Raw genomic sequence first — 18,473 nt, 5'->3', positions numbered from 1 at the left:
CTTGCGTTCTCTCATCCCAGGAGGGTGGACATGAATCCGGTTCAGCAGGAATCGCAGGAAGTCCGCAGTATCGAAGCAGCAGCGGCTCCGACGCGTTTCGCGCGCGGCTGGCACTGCCTCGGACTGATCCGCGATTTCGCCGACGGCAAACCGCACGCCATCGAGGCTTTCGGCACCAAACTCGTGGTGTTCCGCGGCGAGAACGGCACGCTCAACGTTCTCGACGCCTACTGCAGGCACATGGGCGGCGACCTCAGCCAGGGCACCGTCAAAGGCGACGCCGTCGCCTGCCCCTTCCACGACTGGCGCTGGGGTGGTGACGGTCGCTGCAAGGAGATCCCCTACGGCCGCCGGGTGCCGCCGCTGGCCCGGACGCGCACCTGGCATGCGCTCGAGCAAGACGGAATGCTGTTCGTGTGGAACGACCCGGAGGGCAAGAAGCCCGACCCGGACGTCGCCATTCCCCGGATCGACGGCGCGACCAGCGACGAGTGGACCGACTGGCACTGGTACCGCACCGTCGTGAACACCAACTGCCGCGAGATCATCGACAACGTCGTGGACATGGCGCACTTCTTCTACATCCACGGTTCGCTGCCGACCTACTTCAAAAACGTGTTCGAAGGCCATATCGCCACGCAGTACTTCAAGAGCGGGGCGCGCGAGGACCTGCCCGGCCCCGAAGGCGCTCCCAAACTGCTGGGAACTTCGTCGGTCGCGTCGTACTACGGGCCGTCCTTCATGATCGACGACCTGACATACCACTATGAGCAGGGCGATCATCACACGGTGCTGCTCAACTGCCACTACCCGATCGATGCGAACTCGTTCGTGCTGCAGTACGGCATCATCGTCAAGAAGTCGCAGAACCTGCCCGAGGAGCAGGCGATGGCGACGGCGATCGCCCTGGGCGACTGGGTGAAGGTCGGGTTCGAGCAGGACGTGGTGATCTGGAAGAACAAGGCCCGCATCGACAATCCACTGCTGTGCGAGGAGGACGGCCCGGTCTACCAGCTGCGCCGCTGGTATGAGCAGTTCTACGTCGACGTCGCCGATGTGACCCCGGAAATGGTGGACCGCTTCGAGTTCGAACTGGACACCACCCGCCCGGTAGAGGCATGGCAGGCCGAGATCCGCGCCAATCTCGCCGCGCGCGCCGATCTGGCCGCCCAGACCGGCTCCGCCGAGGCTTCTGCCTGATGACGCCGCGCATCGACGAACGGCTGAACGAGGTGCCGATGGCGCCGGTGCGGTGCGAGCACTGCGGCGCAGACGTGCTCGTCCGCAAGGCCAGCTGGCAGCAGACCAGCGTGCAGTGGAACGCCGACGCGGCCGCCCGCTGCCCCGAGCTCCGGGACGCGGTGGGCAATGGCCCGTCGCTACCGGGCTGCGGTCGGCTGCGCGATGCCATCGCAGCGGCGGCGACCTGCGGAGAACTCCGGATTCCCGCGGAGGCGGAAACACGGGCCGCCAATAGCTGATCCGGTAGCCGACAGGTCGCCTGCACCGCACACACCGGAGCCGGAACCCGCGTGGCGCGGGTTCCGGCTCCGTGCTGTTCTTGGCGACCGCAGCAGCGTCGGGAACGGCCTCGGGTGGCCCGGAAAGAACTCCCAAATGAGTTCGGCCGCTTGAATGTTGCGGCCGTGACTCACTCGTGAGCAGGACAGCGCCAGCCGAAGCCACCGCGGCGAGCGGCCAGCCGCGAGGCCGTCGCCCGATCGAGCAACTCGATGATCTGGCCCAGCGGATCGCGGTGATAGCAGGCCCCCGGTGCGGTGCTGCCATCACCGCCGATCATCCATACCGGCGCACCCCGGCGAGCCAGCTCCGCCGAGGCTGTCGCGACGTCCTCGACGACGAACCCCAAGTGGTGAATCCCGGTGGTGGGCTGCCAGATCGGCGAGCCCGGGATCGTGCGCAGCAATTCCACGTGGGGAGGCCCGGCCGACAGCCCCATCCGCTGCACGGTCTGCTGCGCGACCCCCTCGATCCGGCAGGTGAACACCGACTCGTCGAACACCGTGACATCCACCCCGTAGAGCCGGTGCAGCGCCGCCGCACCGGCCTCGACGTCGTCGACCACGATTCCGACGTGATGCAGTTCGGCCAGGTCGTAGAACATCACGAACCTCAGTACATTCCCTCGTTGATCGGCACCCCGAACTCGCCACGGCCGAACATCGCCAGCGCCCGCTCGACATCGTTGATGACATGCACGCTGCCGGCGTGCACGTCGCGCCAGTGCCGCTCGATCGGGTTACCGCGCGCGATGGAATGCCCGCCGGAGTTCTCGAACAGCATCTCGACGGCGTGTACGGCTCGCTCGGTGCCCAGCACCTGATCACGACGGGCCCGCAGTCGCAACCGCTCGGGAATTACCTCGCCCGCGTCGGCGTAACGCATCTGCTCGGCGACGTTGTGGTCCAAGGTCAGGATCGCCGCGTCGATCTCACCGGCAGCGCGCGCGACGCGCACGTGCGCGAACGCGTCTTCGGCGACCTTCTGACCGCCGTAGGACAACCGCACGCGTTCCTTCATCCGCTCGACATGCGCGGTGTAGGCGCCCTGGGCCGCACCGACGATCGCGTGCGTGATCGTGTAGGAGAACACCATGCCGAACGGCAGCTTGTACATCGGAGCGGTGTTGACAGCATGCCCGGGCCCGCGCAGTTGGTCCTGCTCCAACGAACTGTAGGCACGGTGGGCCGGGACGAAGGCGTCCTCGATGACGATGTCGTTGCTGCCGGTGCCGGACAACCCGACCACGTTCCAGACGTCGTCGACGGTGTAGTCGCTGCGCGGGACGAGCGCGGTCAGATACTCCGGCGCCTGACCATCGCGCGAGCACAACGTGCCCAGCAGCACCCACTGGCAGTGGTCGCTGCCGGAGGAGAAGCTCCACCGACCCGACAGCCGGTAACCGCCCTCTACCTCGGTGAGCTTGCCGGTGGGGGCATAGGACGAGGACACCAGGGCATCAGGGGCGTCCTTCCAGACCTCATCCTGGGCGCGCTCGTCGAACAGCGAGATCTGCCACGGATGCACACCCACCACGGCGGTCACCCAGCCGGTGGACGGGCAGGCGCCGGCGAGGGCGCGTACCACCTCGTAGAGTTCCCTGGGATCGGACTCATAGCCGCCGTATCGCTTCGGCTGCAGCAGCCGGAAGGCGCCGGCTTCCTTCAGTTCGGCGATGGTCTCGGCCGGGACCCGGCGCTGCCGGTCGGCCTCGACGGCGCGGTCGGCGATAGCCGGAAGCAGGGGGCGCACCCGGTCCAGTACTTCGTTGCTCACGTTGTTGTTCTCCTGATCTGTCGGGCGCTCCGGACCGGAGCGAGAGCCCGTCGTCACTGCGCGGGCCGGTCGACATCGCCGCATACTTCCGGGCACCGCCGACGACCGTAGAGCGCGGCGCCCTGTTGCGGACTACGGAATTTCAGCCAGCGGAACGGCGCGGGACGGATCCGGTTGCCGGGAGGTTCACGTCTTCGGCCGCGCCGATTTCGCGATGTGGCAGGCCGCGCGATGGGCGAACACCATCGAGGCTCCGACCGGGTTGCCGCCTCCGGGGTAGGTGGTACCGCTGACCGCGGCCATGGAGTTCCCCGCCGCGTAGAGCGCGGGGATAGGAAGACCCTCGGAGTCGAGCACCCGGCCGTCGATGTCGGTGCGCAGACCGCCCTTGGTACCGAGATCGGAGAGACCGAAGGCCGCTGCCCGGAACGGCCCTGCTTCGATGGGCACCAACGGGTTCGAGCATCCCGGCACCGAGCGATCGTAGGGCTCGCGGCCTCGTCCGAAGTCCGGATCGTCACCGGCCGCCGCGAGTTCGTTGAAACGGGTGACCGTCTCCACCAAAGCGTCGGGCGGCACCCCGATGCGGTTCGCGAGTTCCGGTAGGGTGTCGGCGGCGTGCCAGAGTCCCGCCCGCTCGTAAGCTTCGGGGTCGGCAAGCGGAATCCCGGTGAACAGCACGGGCGGCTGCGGCACCTCCCCACTGTGGATCATCCAGTAGGGCAGCGTCATTCGGCCGTCGGCCGTGCGGGCCAGCACGTCGCGCGCCACCCGGTCGTAGGGGGCCGATTCGTTGGTGAACCGCTTGCCCGCACCGTCGACAAAGATGCCGCCGGTGAACCAGAGCGAGAAGGTGGAGGAGCCGTCGGGATGAGTTAGTCCCGGCGCCCACCAGGCTTGGTCCATCAAATCGGTATCTGCGCCGATCGCCATCGCGGCCTCGATCGCGGCACCGTGGTTCGCGGGGGCGACATCGAGTCGCGACTGCTACCCGGCACGCCGAAATGGCGCCGCATGCGATCGCTGCGCTCGAAACCCCCGGCGGTGATCAGCACGCCGCGTTCGGCGCGGATGCGGCGGCGTCCTTGCCGCGTGGCGACGACGGCCCCCGCCACCGCACCGTCGAGACGGATCAGCTCGCGGCAGGCGGTATCCCGGCGCAAATCCGCCTTCGGGAGCTTGCTCAGCGCCAGCAACATACGTCCGATGAGCGCCTGCCCGCCGATCAGCTCCGCGGGTGGGGGCTCGTTGCCGCGGTCGGTGCCGAGCGGCGGACGCAGCGTCCCGGCGTGCGGGCCCAGAGCGTCGGCGGGCAGCGGCGCAGGAACGATGTGACGCCCGCCAGCCCGTGCGTGCGGAGCCGCACCGAAGTAGTCCGGCCACGGCAGCACCTGGAATTCGAAGGCGGGATCGTTTTCCAGATATTCGATCAGCGGAGCGCCGCCGGTCACGAACGCCTCCTGCAGTTCGGCCGGGGTACGATCGCCCACCACAGCGCGGAAGTAAGCCAGTGCCTCTTCGATCGTGTCGTCGTCCCCGGCGCGGCGCAGGACGGGATTGCACGGAAACCACATGCCGCCACCGGAATAGGCGGTCGTCCCGCCGAAGCGGTCCGTGGCTTCGATCACCGTGACGCGCAAACCTTCGCGGGCGGCGGTGTAGGCGCCGGTCAGCGCGCCGCCGCCCGAGCCGATCACCAGGACGTCGCATCGTTCGTCCCACTGCACCGCGGAATCGACCCAGCTCATCGGTCACGCCTCCCGTCGTCCCAAGTGACAGCGGCGTCACCAGGTGCGCCGATGCTAGGCAGCCGCACTACTGCCCGGACCGGCCCGTTCCGCTCATCGAGACACCAGGTGAGGGCCCGCAGAATGCTGTGGCGTAGCCGGCTGCGCGGAAGCTGTCCACTCAGCGGGACGCGTCGGCCGATGGACCCGTGCGGCGCACCACTCTCAACGGTCGGGCCGTCCGGTCCGGTCGGCACCGCCGCTCACCGAAACAGGAGAAACCGCATGTCCCAGCTTCAGCGCTACACCGGCCGCCGTGTCCTCGTCACCGGCGGTGGTTCCGGCATCGGCCAGGCCAGTGTGCTGCGCATTCTCGCCGAGGGAGGTCGAGTGGTGGCCGCGGACATCAGTGCGGCCGGTCTGCGGGATACCGTCGCCAAGGCCGGGGACGCCGGCGAACGCCTGCACACCGTGGTCGTGGACATCAGTGAGGAGGAGTCCGTGCGCGCAGGCGTCACCGATGCGATCCGGTGGCTCGGCGGGCTGGACACGCTGGTCAACGCGGCAGGGGTATTGCGCTCGGCGCACTTCGAGCAGACCACTCTGGCCGAGTTCGAGCAAGTGTTGCGGATCAACCTGGTCGGCACTTTCCTGGTGACCCGGGAGTCGATTCCCGCGCTGCGCGCGGGCACCGGCCCGGCGGTGGTCAACTTCAGCTCCACCTCGGCGGTATTCGCGCATCCCTACATGTCCGCCTACGCCGCGTCGAAGGCCGGTATCCAGGCGATGACGCATGCGTTGGCGCTGGAGTTCAGTGCCGAGGGCATCCGGTTCAACAGTGTGCAGCCGGGGTCGATCTCCTCCGGAATGACCGACGGCACCGGCGAGGCCAAACAGAGCATCGGGCCCGGCCTGCCCGCCGACGCCGACTTCAAGCTGTTCACCAAGATCACGCCGACGCTGCCGCTTCCCGGCGGCGCCGTCTTCGCCGGACCCGACTCCGTCGCCGCGGTCGTGGCGATGCTCGGCTCCCCCGATGCCTACTTCATCACCGGAACCGAGGTGCGCATCGACGGCGGCACGCACGTGTGACCCTGGTAGCTGTTTCAACACCATTCGCTGGCTTCCGGGTCGGCTTCGCAGGCGCTGTTCAGCGAGACGCTGCGCGTGCGGAGCCGACACGAAGGCGACATTCCCATCACGCGAGTGACGTGGTCGATCATCCGTCCTCGCCCCTCAAAGGTTCACCCCCGGGCTGAGGTTACGCGGCTGAGTCATTCCTCGCGGCTGCGAAGACAGCCGGACTATGGCTCAGCACTGCGGCGTGGAACTGGAACTCGGCAGTTGCGGCACCAAGAAACGCCGGATCCTCTCAACGGGACCAGCAACGCATCTCGATACGGCTCCACGTCGCCCAGCCGAAACCTGCTGGTGCCGAGGAAGATATCGCGCGCATGATCACCGGTGACACCCACCGACCATCAGGGCCGCCCGCTGGCGCCTCCGCAACGGGTCTCCCGCCGAGCGCCGTCGTTCGGTGTGCCGAGCGACGGCGCGGGTCGTCAACCCATCTGTTCCGCCGCGTGCCGCGCAGCGATATAGCCATAGACGAGGCCTTGGCCGATGGTGGCGCCTGCGCCGGGATAGGTTGCGCCGAAAGCGTTCGCGGCGGTGTTGCCGATGGCGTACAGGCCCTCGATGACACTGCCGTCCTCGCGCAGCACCCGCGCATTCCGGTCGGCCACTACGCCACCGCAGGTACCGAGGTCGCTGAGGACCATCTTCACCGCGTAGAACGGCGCGGTGTCCAGTGGCGCCAGATTCGGGTTCGGGGAAACCGTCGGGTCGCCGTAGTAGCGGTCGTAGGCGCTCTCGCCGCGCGCGAAATCCGGATCGGTGCCGCTCTCGGCGTACCGGTTGATCTCGCGGAAGGTCTCGGTGAGGGCGGCCTCGGGCACACCGATCGCTCGGGCCAGTGCGGCGGGATCGTCGGCCCGGTAGGCGATTCCGGCCTCGTACCAGGACTCCGGCAACGGCTGCTTCGGGAATGCGCGGCCGGCCATGATGTAGCTGTTGCGGTACCGCTGGTCGAACACCAGCCACATCTGCTCGACCGGGTCGCCGCGCCGCTCCCGCTCCAGCAGCGCCTGACCGAAGGACATGTAGTCGGTCGCCTCGTTGATGAATCGGCGGCCTGTCTGATCGATGACGAACGAGCCCGGCAAGGAGCGTTCGGCGAGCATGACCTGCGGAGCGGCGCCGGGCAATGCCGCGAAGGCGGGGAACCACCACGCCTGGTCCATCAGCGCGATGGCGGCGCCGAGCTCCTGCGCGGCGACGATGGCATCACCGGTGTTACCTTCGGAGCCGAGGCTGGCGTCTTCCTCGAGCTTCGGCGACTGGAACTTGTGCCGGGCCACCATGTCATGGTCGAACCCACCGGCGGCGAGAACCACGCCGCTCCGCGCGGTCACGGTGATCTCCCTACCGCCTTGACTCAGCACCGCACCAGTCACTCGATCGCCGTCCTGGATCAGGCGTACCAGGCTCGTCTCGGTCCACACCGGGATACCCGCTCGCAGTACGCCCGCGAAAAGGCCGGCCGCGAGCGCCTGCCCTCCAGCCACGTACTCACGACCGATCAGCATGCCGCCGATACCCAGCGACGCCCGACGCAGGATGCGGGAAAACGCCTCGAGCGGTTTGCGCGCGACCAGGTTCATCCATTTGTAGTCCGCGCCGGTCACCGGCATCGGGAACGACGCCTTCATCACGCCTGCCCGTAGCCGCGGCCGCTCCGCGCCCAGCACCGAGGCGTCGAACGGGCGGCACTCGCAGGTGCGGCCCTCAGCCCGGCCGCCGGGCTCCTCCGGGTGGTAATCGGAGTAGCCCCGCGCCCAGAAGAAACGCATCGGCGTCGTGCGCTCCAGCATCGCGACCGTCGACGGTCCGGACTCGAGAAACGCCTCGCCACGCTCGGCAGGGGCGGAATCCCCCACTACCGCTTGGATGTACGTCCGCGCCTCGGCCAGCGCGGCAGGCCCGTTGTCGGGCAGGATCGAGCTTCCGGGGATCCAGAAGGCACCGCCGGAGCGCGCGGTGGAGCCACCGACGTAGGCGGTCTTCTCCACGATGAGAGCGGACAGTCCGGATTCGTGCGCGGCGAGCGCGGCAGCCATGCCGGTACCAGACCCCACGACGAGAAGATCGACAGTCGTATCGCGGGCGATGGTGAGCGGGGGCATCGGCTTCTTCGCCATGATCGAGAACTCCACTCTCAGAGATCGGCTGGAACGCCTCACGGTAAGTTCCATGCCCGCAGAGACCGGCTCGACTTTCCATTCAGCGGGAGATCCCGCTCAATGGACACTGCCGCTGCCCTGCGGATCAGCAGCTAGCTAGCGTCCGGGCATGAGCAACACCTGGAGCAGAGAAGAACTGGAAAAGGCTTACCAAACGTGGCATTCGACCGTTGCCCGCGCGGCCGCGGGCGAAGGCAGCTGGCGTGATTTCGTCGACCTGTTCACCGCCGACGCCGAGTACCACGAGCAGATGGTCGGCGTGCTGAAGGGCCGCGATGCCATCTGGGCGTGGGTCGAGCCGACGCTGGCGACGTTCCCCGGCGCGGCGATGACATCGTTCCCCGACTACTGGCACCTGATCGATGAGGTCAACGGGGTGATTGTGGTGAAGCTGAACAACCTGATGCGTGATCCGGGCGACGGCTCGCGGATGGGCGCGGACAACATCAGCATCCTGACCTACGCCGGTGAGGGGAAATTCTCCAAGGAGGAGGACATCTACAACCCGGCCGAGTTCGTCGATCTGGTCCCGAAGTGGATCCAGCGCGCCATGGAACTGGGCACCTTGAGCGAGGACGAACTCGACTGGTGCAAGCAGCAGGCCGCCGCGGCTGCCACCTCCTGACCTGTTCCTGCCACAACCACAGCGAGCCACCGCGTTACGCGGTGGCTCGCCCGTCGTTCCAGCGTCAGTGCGCGCTCACCGCCGCATCGGCGCCGAGGTAAGCGCGTTCGACCCGGCCGGGGTCATCGCGGAGCTCCGCCGCGCTGCCCTGGTCGGCGATCTGTCCGTGCACCAGGACGACAGCCTTGTCGGCGACGCCGAGCGCCAAGTGCACGTGCTGTTCCACCAGCAGGACGCTGGTGCCCTCGGTGTCGGCGAGTTGCTTCAGCACATCCAGGATTTCGCTGACGATGACCGGGGCCAAGCCCATGCTCAGCTCATCGATGAGCAGCACCGCGGGCCGTTGCAGGATGGCTCGGGCGATGGCCAGCATCTGCTGCTCGCCGCCGGAGAGGCGCCCGGCGGCCACCGGCAGCCGCTTCTCCAGGGCGGGGAAGTACTCCAGCACTTGGCGCAGCCCGGTGCGTCGCCGCGACCGCTCGGTGATCGCCAGCAGAAGGTTCTGCCGGGCACTCAGCTGGCGGAACAAGGCGCGATCGTCGGGCACCAGCACCATTCCCGCCCGTACCGCGTCGCGCGGGCGGCCGCTGTGCACATTCCGGCCCCTGACCCTGACCTCGCCGCCGGTATACGGGAGCAGCCCGGCCAGCGTCTCCAGCAGAGTTGTCTTACCGGCACCGTTCGGGCCGAGCAGGCAGGTGATCTCGCCCTGCTCGAGAGTCAGATGGACATCGCGCACACACGGGCGTTCCTTCAGGTAGCCCGCGGTCACACCGCGGCATTCCAGCGTGGTCACAGCGGGGCCTCCTGCGTGGTGAGCGGACGGGCGTGCAACGCCGGGACCGCTTCGTGGTCGAGGTCGACGGTGTCGGCCGGCACGCCGAGGTAGGCCCGCAGCACCTCGGGATGGGAGCGGATCTCCTCGGGCGTCCCGGTGGCGATGACGGCGCCCAGGTCCAGCACGATGACTCGGTCACACACCGTGAGCACCAGCTCCATGTCGTGATCGACCAGCAGGATTCCGGGGCCGTCGGCGGCGACGGCGCGCAATTTCTCGCCCAGCCACCGGCTCTCGGCGTTGTCCAGGCCGGCCGCGGGCTCGTCCAGCAGCGCGACCGCGGGTTCGGCGGCGAGAACCCGTGCCATCGACACCAGCTGACGCTGCCCCTGCGACAACAGCCCGGCCTCCCGTCCGGCGAGCTCGCCGATGCCGAGCACTGCCAGCGTGCGGGAGACCCGCTGCTCGACCGATTGTTCGGATCGCGACCGCGCCGCACCTACCCGGACGTTCTCGGCGACCGTCAGATCGTCGTACAACTCGACGTCCTGGAAAGTGCGGCCCAGTCCGGCCCGGCTGCGCGCGTGTGGTGGGCGCCCGGCCAGTGGTACGCCTGCCAGGGACACCGTCCCGGTCGCAGCGGCGAAACCGGTGACCGCGTCGATGACCGTCGTCTTGCCCGCACCGTTGGGGCCGATGAGCCCGACGATCTCACCCGGGCGCACGTCGAAAGTGACGGCGGTGGCCGCCTGCACCGCGCCGTAGGTGACGCCGACGTCGCGCACCGACAGGATCGGCTCGTCCCGATCGGGGACCGCCCGTGCCGTGGCAGGCAGGTCCGGGCCGAGTCCGCCGGTCACGGTGCGGCGGCGCAGCGCGGGCCACGGAATCGAAGGAAGCTTGCTCGCGATGCCGTCCGGATTGCTCATGACGGTCACGACGAGCAGGACGCCGCTGATCACCGCGTAGTAGTCGCCGATGTGCAGGAACCGATCGATCAGCAGGTAAAGGATCCCACCGGGGGCCATGACGCCGGCCAGGATGCCGCCGGTTATCGAGGTGATCCCCGCGACGTAGACGACCGCGAACAGGGAGATCCCCAGGAACACCGTGAACGGCTCAGGAGTGGCCAGGGTCTGCTGGTATCCGAGCAACGCGCCGCCGAGCCCGGCGACGAAGGCCCCGAGGGCAAAGGTGATCAGCTTGGTGCGGGAGACGTCGATGCCCGCCGCTGCCGCGGAGCGTTCGTTGGCGCGCACCGCGAGCATGTCGGTGCCGAGACTGCTGCGGCGCAGCCACGCCACCCCGAGTCCGACGACGGTCAGCACGACCAGACACAGCAGCCCGAAGGCCGGACGCGGGTAGGCCTCGCCCGCGCCGATGCCCAGATCGATCCCGAACAGTCGCGGGGTGTCGATAGGCGCGCCCTGCACGCCGCCGTTGAGCGAGGGGTTGCGGAACCAGAACGCCTCCACGAACACCGCGAGCGCGAGGGTTACCACGATCAGCGGCAGGCCACGCACCCGCAGTGCCGGGAGGCCGACCACGACGCCTACTGCGGTGGCCAGCAACGCGGCCACGACAGGCGCGAACGGGAACGGGATGCCGACATGCTGGTTGAGCACACTCAGCGCGTAGGCCGACACACCGGCGAGGGTGAGCTGGGCGAGCGACACTTGGCCGGCGTAGCCGGTGACAACCACCTGGGAGAGCCCGAGCACCGCGAAGATGATGCTGCTCACGATCGCGGCGCGCCAACTACCCGAGGTCGCCAGCAGCGCGACAACCGCGACGGCCACCGCCACCAGCACCGGGAGCAGGACGTTGTCCGGCCGCGGCGCCCGGCCCAGGGTTCGCCGGATCACCGAGCCACGGTCCGGCAGCGGCCTGCCTTTCACCACCAGGAAGCCCAGGATCAGCAGCAGCGAGATCGCCTCGGCGGTGCCCGCTCTCGGCCACCAGTCGTAGAGCCCCTGCAAGTTGGTGGCCTCGGCCTGCAGCGCGCCGATGGCGATGCCGGCCGCCACGGTCGCCCAGATCGAGCTGAAGTTGCCGACCAGGGTGGCCGCCAGCGCGGGCACGATGAACAGCGAGTACGCCACCGGGTTCAGCGCCACCAACGGCGCGATGAGGATGCCGCCCATGCCTGCGACCACCGACGACAGCGCCCAGTTGGCGAACGCGATCCGGTCGGGCGACAGCCCGGTCAGGTACGCGCCTTTCTCCGACTCCGCCGCGGCCTCGGCCGCCGCGCCGAACCGGGTGTAGCGGAAGACCACGGTGGCCACCAGGGCAAGGCCGGCGATGGCCCCGGCCAGAAGGACCCGGTCGGTGGGCACCGTCCGGTCACCCAGCGAGAAGGTGTCGAGCGCGAAGATCGGCTTCACCGCGACCAGGTGCGTGCCCACCCGCTGGGCGATCAGCGCCTGGATCACGACCATCAGCCCGATCGAGGCGACGGCCTTGGCGATCACCGAGGCGCTGCGCATGGGCCGGAACACCAACGCGTAACACAGCACCCCGAGGACCGCAGCCGCGACCAGGGAGATCGCCATGGCGGGAACGACACCGAGCGGCCCGCCGAGATCGATCGTCTCGGGCAGTCCCGGTATCGGGACCATCAGCTCGCCCTTGCGCAACAGGGCATAGGTGTAGGCGGCATACAGCGCGACCGCGCCGGTCGCGAAGTTCACCACCCCGGAACTCTTGAACGTCATCACGAGCGCGAGCCCGAGCGCGGCGTACACCGCCCCGTTGCCGAGGCCGAGCACAAGATACGAAAGATGGTCAGTCATGGCTGATCTCCCTGGCCGTACACCGGTGCCGGGCGGGCTAGCCGGTCACCTCGAGGTTCACCGGAACGCCCTGATCGTTGAGTTCGCCGATCAGCATCTGGCGCGAACAGATGGACGGCATCATGGGCACGGCGGTGCCGTCACAGGCAAATGTGACGCCGCCGCCGGCGGGCATCTCCACGCTCTTCGCCGACCGCAGCGCCTCCTTGATGCTCGCCGCGTTCACCTCGCCCTGAATGCCGCCGATGGCCTGGGCCACCGCCATGACGACCTGGTAGCCGGTCGACGCCGCGCCGGTCACCGTTTCCTTGGGCGCGTAGGTCTGCAGCACCGAGCGGTAGAGCACCGAATCCGGCCGATCCGACAGATAGTCCGTCGCGGTGATACCGATGCTGCCCGCCACCGCGTTCATTCCGATGATTTCGGTGACCATCGGGTCCAGGCAGACCGGGATGTAGACCTTCTGCACGCTCGCGTCGGTGGTCTGGATCGCCTTGTACACCGAAGCGCATGTGCCCGCGTCGGCGACAACGCTGACTCCGTCCGGCTTCCCGGACAACCCCGAGGTGACCAGCGGCGTCGGATCCGGGACGCCGAGCGGGATCGGCACCACCTTCAGTCCCACCTGGACGGCCTGGAAGATCGGACCGCCCATCGCCTCGATCAGGGCGGCGGTGCCGCCACCGTCGCTCACGAACAAGGTGAAGGTCTTCATCCCCTTGCTCTTGGCCGCGGTGGCCATCGCCGTCACGGTGCCGGGCAGGCCGGCGGACAGCGCCGCGGAATCGGGCGAGGTCAGCTCCTGCGGGGAGACACCGTTGAGGGTGATGTAGGGAATTCCCGCACCGGCGACGATCGGCAGGATTGTGACGCCCTGTGAGGTGCCAGGAGACAGCACGGCGGCCACCTTCTGTTCGACGAACTGGTTCGCGCATTTCGTCGCCGAAGTCGGCTCTTCCTGCTGCTTGCACACCACGAGGTCGATCGGGTGGCCCGCGATGCCGCCCGCGTTCTTGTTCAGGTAAGCCACGGCGGCCTCGGCGCCCGCACGCATCTGCGGCAGCGACACCACGGCGCCGCCCTCGGTCGATACGAAGCCGATACGCACCGGCGTGCCCGTCGCCGGCTTGTCCGGGAGTGCCGTGGTCGACGCACCGGCCACCGCGCTGTTGTTCGACTCGTCATCGCCGGCGCAGCCCGTCGCCGCGAGCGCGGTGAACAGGACTGCCGCGCCGATGCCGGCGATGGCGCGCCGGTGACGACTCAGACCACCAAGTCTCATGATCTGGTTCTCCTTCTCCGAAGGCGAGGCCGCACCGGGTCGTCCCGACGAAAAGGTCCTCGCGTGAGCCACATCACTGCCGATGTGGGCGGAGAATTATGTGCGCACTCCGCCGCCGTCCCCGAAGGGCACTTCCCGGTGACCGGGACAATCGGTGGCGGAAGCGCCGGAAAAGAGGATCCGGGTCAGCGAGTTCCGGAACCGCCGAAGCGCCGCAGGTAACCGGGGAGCCTGCGCAGCGGGACGGCGCGCGGCCAGTCGTCGGCCCGGAAGTACGCGTCGCTACCCCCGTCGACGAACACCACGCTTCCGCAGAGGAAGCGCGCGGAGCCGGACAGCATGAACACAGCCCACTCGGCGAGATCGCCCGCGTCGCCGAATCCGCCGATCGGTACCGGGAACCGGCGGATCGCCTCGGCTTCGGCGGGCGTGGCGAGTTGCTGCTCCAGTAGCGGGGTCAGCACGGCGCCCGGAGCCAGCACATTGAGCCGGATTCCCGCACCCGCCCACCCGGCTGTCACAGCGTGGCGCCGCACCCAGCGAGTCACCGCGATCTTGGAGGCCGCGTAGGCGAGGGCGGGCGCGTTCTTGCCGAAGATGCGGATCGCTCGTAATGCTGTGTCGACGTCGCCGGCCAACAGCGAGCGGATCGCCCGGCTGGGCACCGCGGGCGTCGTGGTGGTCGCGTTGCTGCCGAAAACGACCACCTTGGCCTCGGTCGCCGCGGCCAGCGCCGACCGCCAGCCCTCGAGCAACTCCACCACCCCGCGATAGTTCACCTCGTAGATGAGCCGCGGCCGTTCTGCGCCGGGAACTGGGCCGACTCCCGCCGCGAGAACGGCGCCGTCCAACCGCCCGTCCACCACGGCGAGTACACCATCGACGGCCGCGCGCCGCCCCTGCACGGTGGACAGGTCGGCGACGATCTCGGCGTCCCGGAGATCGACTCCGACCACGGTGTGCCCACTGCCGCGCAACTTGTCCACCACGGCTCGTCCCATCCCGGAGGCCGACCCGGTAACGACATAAACACCCACCAGAGCACCTGCTTTCCGCTGTTCCAGCATCGACGATCGACTGCGGCGCAATATTGACACACTTCGCCAAAAATGGTGGGCTGTCGCAGTGACCGATCAGATCTCCGTTTCTCGTGGACGCGGCCGACCCTCGGTACTGGACAGCTCGGCCGTCGCCGAAAGCGCGCTGCGCCTGTGGTCCGAACGCGGCTACGCTTCGACGAGCTGGAGCGATCTCGCGCGCGCCACGGGAATCAGCACACGGACCTTGTTGCGTCACTTCTCGTCGCGGTCGGAAATCGCCTGGCTCGGCGTGGAACCGGCGACGGCGCGGCTACAAGACGCCCTCGACAACGCCCCCCGCGCCGGTGAGCTCTCGCTCGTCATCCGCTCCGCCATCGTCGAGTCGGTCTCGCATGAACCTCGGGTCCGGCGCGTCGCGCCCGACTGGCTGCGCCTGATCTCCTCCGAGCCCGAACTCGCCGCCACCGCACCGCTGGCCTACCGCCCCTGGATCGAGACGCTGGCGCGCTATATCGCGAGTCGGCTCCCTGATGCCCCCGCAGCCATCTGCCGAGCGCTGGCCACCGCGTATCAGGCGGCGGCTTTCGCCGCCTTGATCGAGTGGGCCGACGCCGGCGCCCACGGCGACTGCGCCGACGCGGTCGAGGAGATGCTGCGGTGGATGGACATCCACGCGCCCGTGACGATCCCGCACGACCGACTTGCGCCCCAGAAATCCCAACCCACACAGGGAGTTTCCCCATGACCGCCTCCTCCGCCACCCCATCCGCCCGGCCGGATCCTCTCGCACCCGCCTCGCTCGGTCCGGTGCGGTTGCGCAACCGGATCATCAAGTCCGCGACTTTCGAGGGAGTAACGACCGACGCTTTGGTCACCGACGCGCTGATCGACTTCCACGTCGCGGTCGGCGAGGGCGGGGTCGGCATGACGACGGTCGCCTACCTTGCCGTGTCACCCGAAGGGCGCACCGAAAGAGACCAGATCTATTGGCGGCCCGAGGCACTGCCAGGTCTGCGCAAGCTCACCGACGCCGTACACGCCACCGGTGCCGCGATCTCGGCACAGATCGGACACGCAGGGCCGGTTGCCAACTCGCGTTCCACCGGCCTGCCGTCCCTCGCCCCGTCGACTCGGCCCAACCCGTTGTCGATGAGCCTCGACCGGGCCGCCACCGAGGACGACATCCACCGGATCATCGACGCCCACGCCCAGGCCACCCGGCACGCGATCGAAACGGGATTCGACGCGGTGGAGGTCCACCTCGGGCACAACTACCTGGCCAGCTCGTTCCTCAGCCCGAACATCAACCGCCGCAAGGACGAATGGGGCGGCTCGCTCGCCAATAGAGCGCGGTTCGCCCGACACATCCTGCGGGCGGTCGGCGAGGCCGCCGACGGGCGAATCGCGGTACTGGCGAAGATGAACATGGCCGACGGCGTCCCCGGCGGCCTGTGGCTCGACGAATCCCTTGCCGTCGCGCAGATGATCGAGCGCGACGGTTATGTCGACGCGCTGGAACTCACCGGCGGCTCCTCACTGCTGAATCCGATGTACCTGTTCCGGGGTGACGTGCCGGTGCGTGAGATGGCCGAGACCCAGCGCGGCCTGGTCAAGCTGGGCATGAAGCTATTCGGGAAGATGGTATTCCGGAACTATCCCTACGAACCGCTCTACTTCCACGACTACGCACGCCAGTTCCGCGACGAACTCGATATGCCACTCGTGCTACTCGGCGGCATCACCGATCTCGCGGGAATGAACGCCGCGATGGACGACGGGTTCGAGTTCGTGGCCATGGCCCGCGCCCTGCTCCGCGAGCCGGATCTGATCAACCGTATCCAGTCGGAGTCGTCGAAGAAATCGCTGTGCATCCACTGCAACCTGTGTGCGGCCAGCATCTTCACCGGCACGCGGTGCCCACTGGCAACCGATCGACGGGGAGCCGGTACCAGGGCGCCACTTGACCTTCCTTCGTGATCCGCTTCACATATCAAGGGCGGTGTGGCAGGATTTCCTAATAGAAATAGCCACGTCAGAGCACTGGTGATAGTGACAAAGGAGTCAGCGCATGACGATCGCGCAGGACATGCGGCCCAGTGAGGCGACTACCCCCAGCGCCCTTCTCGACCGGCTGTCGCTCGTCCTCGACGCGTTCGACGGACGCGACAGCCTCGGCCTGACGGAGGTCGTCTCCCGTACCGGCCTGCCGCGCTCCTCCGCCCACCGGATGCTGGACCGGTTGGTCCAGCTGCGGTGGCTTCGGCGGGAGGGTCGCAACTACAGCCTCGGTATACGTCTCGTCGAGCTCGGGTCGCTCGCCGTCCATCAAGACCGGGTGCACGCGGCCTCCGGCGAGCACCTGCAGCACCTCTATCGAGCCACCGGCATGGTCGTGCATCTGGCGGTGCTCGATGGGGACGACGTCGTGTACCTGGACAAGATCGGCGGACGCCTTGCCGCCCACGTGCCGACCCGTGTCGGAGGCAGGTTGCCTGCCTCGAAGTCGGCGCTCGGCAAGGTCCTGCTCGCCTACGCCGGCCGAGACGAGCCCGGCAGCGCGCTCACCCGGGAACTCGGATACGCCGTCGAACGCAACGGCGCGCTGCACGGATTCGGCTGTATCGCCGCACCGATCGGGCCGGTCGGTGAGGCGACGACCGCCGTGTCGATCTGCGGACCGCTCAGCCGGATGAGCTTCGACAGCCGGATGACCGCCCCGGTCCAGCTTGCCGCACATGCCATCTGGCGCAGTATGACCGCCGGCGGCAGAGTCACCCCCACGCTGCAGCGCCGCAACATCCTGCGGTCACTGCCGACCGCCCCCAGCGTGCTCGCCGAAGGCTGAGCACCAGGAGCTCAGCCACCGCGAACCGGAATTCAGCTTTTCGCGGAATCCTCCCCTACCGTGCGCCAGACCCCAGGATGACGGGGAACCGGAAGATCGTTCTCGTCGCGGACGGCCAGCTCACGATAACGCGCGGCCGCCTCGTCGATATCGGCCAGCAACTGTTCGGCCAGCGCGATCTCTGCCTCGAAATGACGCTGCGCCCACCGCAGACTCATCTCGGTGAACGCCCACCCCGGCTCCGGCTCCGACCGGTCGGCGTGCACGGCGGCCCGGTTCGCCTGCTCGCGCAAGTTGTCGATGTGCGTCCGCACGATCCGCTTCAGGTGCTCGGGGTCGTGCAGGTGACCCATCCACAGGCGCAGCATCACACCGTGTTTGAGCACCGGCATGTCCACCCCGGCGTTCCGAGACCAGTTCCGCAGCGCGCGCAACCCCGTATCGGTGATGCCGTACAACCGCCGCCCGCGCACCCCTTCGTCGGTCACCAGGCGGGACCGCACCAACTCGAGCTCCTCGAGCTTCTTCAGCTCGGCGTAGACCTGACTGACCGACGGGCTCCAATAGAAGAAGCCGATGCTCCAGTCCGCCCACTTCTTCAGATCGTTGCCGGTCAGTTCCTCACCGAAGGACAACATGCCCAGAACGGCCCAGCTGGTCGCGGGCAGGTTGGGGTAGGAATCGACGTCGGCTGGCACGATTGTGCAGCTTACAAGCCGTTGAACAGTATTCGGAGCCAGCGGCTCCCGGCCACCGGGATGACGAGCCGCCGGGTTCCGGGG

At 68.2% G+C, this 18,473-nt stretch carries 15 protein-coding genes and 1 pseudogene; 7 read left to right on the top strand and 9 right to left on the bottom strand.

Features of this window, described 5'->3' with window-relative positions; all coding sequences use genetic code 11:
• Positions 1–30: 30 nt before the first annotated feature.
• Positions 31–1,200: a Rieske 2Fe-2S domain-containing protein gene (locus tag ABZ552_RS22585; RefSeq protein ID WP_281880317.1), complete on the top strand. Its 1,170-nt coding sequence runs from the start codon at positions 31–33 to the stop codon at positions 1,198–1,200.
• The gene (locus tag ABZ552_RS22580; protein WP_281918415.1) at positions 1,200–1,481 is read left to right on the top strand and encodes a ferredoxin; all 282 of its coding nucleotides are present in this window, start codon (positions 1,200–1,202) and stop codon (positions 1,479–1,481) included. The genes ABZ552_RS22585 and ABZ552_RS22580 overlap by 1 nt, the downstream gene beginning before the upstream one ends.
• A 170-nt stretch (positions 1,482–1,651) precedes the next feature.
• Here ABZ552_RS22580 and ABZ552_RS22575 read toward each other — a convergent pair whose 3' ends face one another.
• From ABZ552_RS22575 to ABZ552_RS22565, 3 genes and pseudogenes are all read right to left on the bottom strand, one after another.
• On the bottom strand, positions 1,652–2,125 hold the full coding sequence (locus ABZ552_RS22575; RefSeq protein ID WP_281880313.1) for a VOC family protein: 474 nt from the start codon (positions 2,123–2,125) through the stop codon (positions 1,652–1,654).
• An 8-nt stretch (positions 2,126–2,133) separates the two neighbouring features.
• A complete protein-coding gene (hsaA, locus tag ABZ552_RS22570) occupies positions 2,134–3,297 on the bottom strand; it encodes a 3-hydroxy-9,10-secoandrosta-1,3,5(10)-triene-9,17-dione monooxygenase oxygenase subunit (protein WP_281918414.1) in 1,164 nt (387 codons plus the stop codon).
• Positions 3,298–3,483: 186 nt separating this feature from the next.
• Positions 3,484–5,045: pseudogene (locus ABZ552_RS22565) on the bottom strand (FAD-binding protein).
• Between the two features lie 264 nt (positions 5,046–5,309).
• On the opposite strand from ABZ552_RS22565, the gene ABZ552_RS22560 reads away from it, so the two are divergent.
• Positions 5,310–6,116, top strand: a complete 807-nt coding sequence (locus ABZ552_RS22560) for an SDR family NAD(P)-dependent oxidoreductase (protein WP_281880308.1) — start codon at positions 5,310–5,312, stop codon at positions 6,114–6,116.
• Positions 6,117–6,586: 470 nt separating this feature from the next.
• Here the strand turns inward: ABZ552_RS22560 and ABZ552_RS22555 are convergent, their stop codons facing one another.
• Entirely contained in the window at positions 6,587–8,284 is a 1,698-nt protein-coding gene (locus ABZ552_RS22555; RefSeq protein ID WP_281918413.1) for a 3-ketosteroid-delta-1-dehydrogenase, read from the bottom strand.
• Between the two features lie 151 nt (positions 8,285–8,435).
• Between ABZ552_RS22555 and ABZ552_RS22550 the strand changes: the two genes are divergently transcribed.
• Positions 8,436–8,951 carry a nuclear transport factor 2 family protein gene (locus ABZ552_RS22550; RefSeq protein WP_281918412.1) on the top strand — a complete coding sequence of 172 codons (516 nt, stop codon included), beginning with the start codon at positions 8,436–8,438 and terminating at the stop codon, positions 8,949–8,951.
• Between the two features lie 64 nt (positions 8,952–9,015).
• Here the strand turns inward: ABZ552_RS22550 and ABZ552_RS22545 are convergent, their stop codons facing one another.
• The 4 genes from ABZ552_RS22545 to ABZ552_RS22530 form a co-directional block, all read right to left on the bottom strand.
• Positions 9,016–9,747, bottom strand: coding sequence for an ABC transporter ATP-binding protein (locus ABZ552_RS22545; protein WP_281880305.1), 732 nt, complete (start codon positions 9,745–9,747; stop codon positions 9,016–9,018).
• Positions 9,744–12,524 carry a branched-chain amino acid ABC transporter permease/ATP-binding protein gene (locus ABZ552_RS22540; RefSeq protein WP_357439520.1) on the bottom strand — a complete coding sequence of 927 codons (2,781 nt, stop codon included), beginning with the start codon at positions 12,522–12,524 and terminating at the stop codon, positions 9,744–9,746. Before ABZ552_RS22540 ends, ABZ552_RS22545 begins: the two co-directional genes overlap by 4 nt.
• A gap of 37 nt (positions 12,525–12,561) precedes the next feature.
• Positions 12,562–13,806, bottom strand: coding sequence for an ABC transporter substrate-binding protein (locus tag ABZ552_RS22535; RefSeq protein ID WP_281880302.1), 1,245 nt, complete (start codon positions 13,804–13,806; stop codon positions 12,562–12,564).
• A gap of 185 nt (positions 13,807–13,991) precedes the next feature.
• Complete coding sequence (locus tag ABZ552_RS22530) at positions 13,992–14,843, bottom strand: SDR family oxidoreductase (RefSeq protein WP_281918410.1); 852 nt, start codon at positions 14,841–14,843, stop codon at positions 13,992–13,994.
• 88 nt (positions 14,844–14,931) lie between these two features.
• On the opposite strand from ABZ552_RS22530, the gene ABZ552_RS22525 reads away from it, so the two are divergent.
• The 3 genes from ABZ552_RS22525 to ABZ552_RS22515 all read left to right on the top strand — a co-directional run bounded on the left by ABZ552_RS22525 (position 14,932) and on the right by ABZ552_RS22515 (position 17,691).
• A complete protein-coding gene (locus tag ABZ552_RS22525; protein WP_281918409.1) occupies positions 14,932–15,591 on the top strand; it encodes a TetR/AcrR family transcriptional regulator in 660 nt (219 codons plus the stop codon).
• Entirely contained in the window at positions 15,588–16,823 is a 1,236-nt protein-coding gene (locus ABZ552_RS22520; RefSeq protein WP_281918408.1) for an NADH:flavin oxidoreductase, read from the top strand. The genes ABZ552_RS22525 and ABZ552_RS22520 overlap by 4 nt, the downstream gene beginning before the upstream one ends.
• 91 nt (positions 16,824–16,914) lie before the next feature.
• A complete protein-coding gene (locus ABZ552_RS22515; RefSeq protein WP_281918407.1) occupies positions 16,915–17,691 on the top strand; it encodes an IclR family transcriptional regulator in 777 nt (258 codons plus the stop codon).
• A 32-nt stretch (positions 17,692–17,723) separates the two neighbouring features.
• On the opposite strand, the gene ABZ552_RS22510 is transcribed toward ABZ552_RS22515, so the two are convergent.
• The gene (locus ABZ552_RS22510) at positions 17,724–18,329 is read right to left on the bottom strand and encodes a helix-turn-helix transcriptional regulator (RefSeq protein ID WP_281880976.1); all 606 of its coding nucleotides are present in this window, start codon (positions 18,327–18,329) and stop codon (positions 17,724–17,726) included.
• Positions 18,330–18,473 lie beyond the last annotated feature (144 nt).

Source organism: Nocardia sp. NPDC019219, assembly GCF_040632645.1.
In the GTDB taxonomy this organism is placed as follows: domain Bacteria; phylum Actinomycetota; class Actinomycetes; order Mycobacteriales; family Mycobacteriaceae; genus Nocardia; species Nocardia sputorum.
Note: the sequence above shows the minus strand (reverse complement) of the source record. Positions and strands in the feature narration are given on the sequence as shown.